This window comes from Pedobacter sp. 01T416_2 (genome assembly GCF_056398925.1).
Map to the genome: position 1 here is coordinate 1 of NZ_JBFTQI010000625.1, position 3,587 is coordinate 3,587.

Below are 3,587 nucleotides of genomic sequence, written 5' to 3' on the forward strand. Positions count from 1 at the left end.
GAGGCATTCGGTGCAGCTAATATTCTTCAGGAGATCTTAACCGTGAGGCATTCGGTGCAGCTAATATTCTTCAGGAGATCTTAACCGTTAAATCGGATGATGTAATCGGAAGAGCCAAAACTTACGAAGCCATTGTTAAAGGTGAGAACCTACCAACACCAGGTGTACCAGAATCGTTCAACGTATTGGTACATGAGTTACGCGGATTAGGTTTAGATATTACGTTAGACTAAGTATTAAGTATAAAGTATCGAGTATCAAGAAGGTTAATTCAATCTCGATACTTGATACTAAGTACTTGCTACTAAAAACAAAAAGATATGTCTTACAAAAAGGATAATAAATTAAAAAGCAATTTCACATCAATCACGATTAGCTTATCGTCTCCAGAAATTATTTTGGAACGCTCAAGCGGTGAGGTGTTGAAACCAGAAACCATTAACTACCGTACTTACAAACCTGAGCGTGATGGTTTGTTCTGTGAGCGTATTTTTGGTCCGGTAAAAGATTACGAATGTCATTGCGGTAAATACAAACGTATCCGTTATAAAGGTATTGTTTGCGATCGTTGTGGTGTTGAAGTAACGGAGAAAAAAGTACGTCGTGAGCGTATGGGACACATTGCTTTAGTGGTTCCTGTTGCACACATCTGGTACTTCCGCTCTTTACCAAACAAAATCGGTTATTTATTAGGTTTACCTACTAAAAAATTAGATTTAATTATCTATTACGAGCGTTACGTAGTTATTCAATCAGGCTTAATGGCTGAAGAAGGTATCAACTATATGGACTTCTTAACGGAAGAAGAATATTTAGATATCTTAGATAAATTACCTAAAGAAAACCAATACTTAGACGATAAAGATCCTAATAAATTCATCGCCAAAATGGGTGCTGAAGCATTAGAAGATTTATTAAAACGTATTGATTTAGATACTTTATCTTATGATTTACGTCACCAGGCAGCTAACGAAACTTCTCAGCAACGTAAAAATGAGGCTTTAAAACGTCTTCAGGTTGTTGAAGCTTTCCGTGGAGCTAATACACGTATCGAGAATCGCCCTGAGTGGATGATTGTTAAAATCGTTCCGGTTATTCCACCAGAATTACGTCCGTTAGTGCCATTAGAAGGTGGCCGTTTCGCTACTTCCGATTTAAATGATTTATACCGCCGTGTAATTATCCGTAACAACCGTTTAAAACGTTTGATCGAGATTAAAGCACCAGAGGTAATTTTACGTAACGAGAAACGTATGTTGCAGGAAGCTGTAGATTCGTTATTCGATAACTCACGTAAAGTTAACGCGGTAAAAACTGAAGGTAACCGTGCTTTGAAATCACTTTCAGATATCCTGAAAGGTAAACAAGGTCGTTTCCGTCAGAATTTATTAGGTAAACGTGTGGATTATTCAGCTCGTTCGGTAATTGTTGTAGGGCCTAGCCTTAAATTGCACGAGTGCGGTATTCCGAAAGATATGGCTGCTGAGCTTTACAAACCATTCATTATTCGTAAGATGATTGAGCGTGGTGTAGTAAAAACAGTTAAATCTGCTAAGAAAATCGTTGATAGAAAAGATCCATTAGTTTGGGATATTTTAGAAAATGTATTAAAAGGTCACCCGGTATTATTAAACCGTGCACCTACGCTACACAGACTAGGTATTCAGGCTTTCCAGCCAAAATTAATTGAAGGAAAAGCAATCCAGTTACACCCACTAGTTTGTACTGCGTTCAACGCCGATTTTGATGGTGACCAGATGGCTGTCCACTTACCTTTAGGTAATGCAGCAATTTTGGAAGCCCAAGTATTAATGTTGGCCGCACACAATATCTTAAACCCTGCAAACGGTACGCCAATTACAGTACCATCACAGGATATGGTTTTGGGTCTTTATTATATTACTAAAGGCCGTAGAACAGATGAAACCAGAGTTGTAAAAGGACAGGATTCGAATTTCTATTCTCCGGAAGAAGTTATCATTGCTTATAACGAGAAAGAATTAGACTTGCATGCATTTATCAAAGTAAGGGTAAATGTTAAACAAGGCGATGGTTCTATCGTTAATAAATTAACTGAAACCACTGTAGGTAGAGTATTGTTCAACCAAATGGTCCCTGAAGAAGTTGGTTATATCAATGAATTATTAACCAAAAAATCTTTAAGAGATATTATTGGTGAAGTAGTGAAAATGACTGGTATGGCCCGTGCTTCTCAATTCTTAGATGATATCAAAGAATTAGGATTCCGTATGGCATTCCAGGGAGGTTTATCGTTCAACTTACAAGACGTAAACATTCCGGTAGAAAAACATACTTTATTAGAACAGGCAGCAGCTGAAGTTGAAGAGGTAAGAAACAACTATAACATGGGTTTCATTACCAACAACGAACGTTACAACCAGATTATTGATATCTGGACCCGTATCAACAACAGGTTAACTACATTCGTTATGACTCAGTTATCGTCAGATAACCAAGGTTTTAACTCGGTTTACATGATGCTTGATTCAGGTGCACGTGGATCTAAAGAGCAGATTCGTCAGCTTTGCGGAATGCGTGGTTTGATGGCGAAACCTCAAAAATCAGGTTCAGGTGGCGATATCATCGAAAACCCGATCTTATCAAACTTTAAAGAAGGTTTATCGGTATTAGAGTACTTTATCTCTACTCACGGTGCACGTAAAGGTTTGGCGGATACGGCGTTAAAAACGGCGGATGCGGGTTACTTAACCCGTCGTTTACATGATGTGGCGCAGGATATGATTGTTAACGATAACGATTGTGGTACTTTAAGAGGTATGTATACTACCGCTTTAAAAGATCAGGAAGATATCGTTGAGCCATTATACGACAGGATTTTAGGCCGTACTTCACTACATGATGTGTACAATCCATTGGATAACACTTTATTGGTGGGTGCTGGAGAAGATATTAACGAAGATGTAGCTAAATTGATCGAAGAATCTCCACTAGAAGGTATCGAGATCCGTTCAGTACTAACTTGCGAATCTAAACGTGGTGTTTGTGCATTATGTTATGGCCGTAACTTAGCATCTGGTAAACGTGTTCAGAGAGGTGAGGCAGTTGGTGTAATTGCAGCACAGTCAATCGGTGAGCCGGGTACACAGTTAACACTTCGTACTTTCCACGTGGGTGGTACTGCATCAAACATTGCTGCAGAATCTAACATCGTAGCTAAGTTTGATGGTGTAATCGAATTCGAAAATATCCGTACTGTAGATACACAAACAGAAGAAGGAACAGTTCAGGTGGTATTGGGCCGTTCAGGTGAGTTCAAAATTGTTGAGCCAGGAACCGGACGTATCATTGTAACCAATAACATTCCTTACGGTGCATTCTTGTTCGTAAAAGAAGGTGATAAACTTTCTAAAGGTGATAAAATCTGTTCGTGGGATCCGTACAACGCGGTTATTCTATCAGAATTTGCCGGTAAAGCACAATTTGATGCCATTATTGAAGGTGTAACCTTCCGTGAAGAATCAGATGAGCAAACTGGTCACCGTGAAAAAGTAATTATCGATACACGTGATAAAACTAAAAACCCTTCAGTTCAGATCGTTGATAAG

The 3,587-nt window shown here is 38.8% G+C and carries 1 protein-coding gene and 1 pseudogene; both read left to right on the top strand.

Annotated features, from left to right (window positions below; all coding sequences use genetic code 11):
- Positions 1 to 44: 44 nt before the first annotated feature.
- Positions 45 to 233: pseudogene (locus AC1DPQ_RS21365) on the top strand (DNA-directed RNA polymerase subunit beta); the annotation flags it as partial.
- An 87-nt stretch (positions 234 to 320) separates the two neighbouring features.
- The coding region (gene rpoC / locus AC1DPQ_RS21370; protein WP_477610809.1) for a DNA-directed RNA polymerase subunit beta' at positions 321 to 3,587 on the top strand (3,267 nt) is incomplete at its 3' end.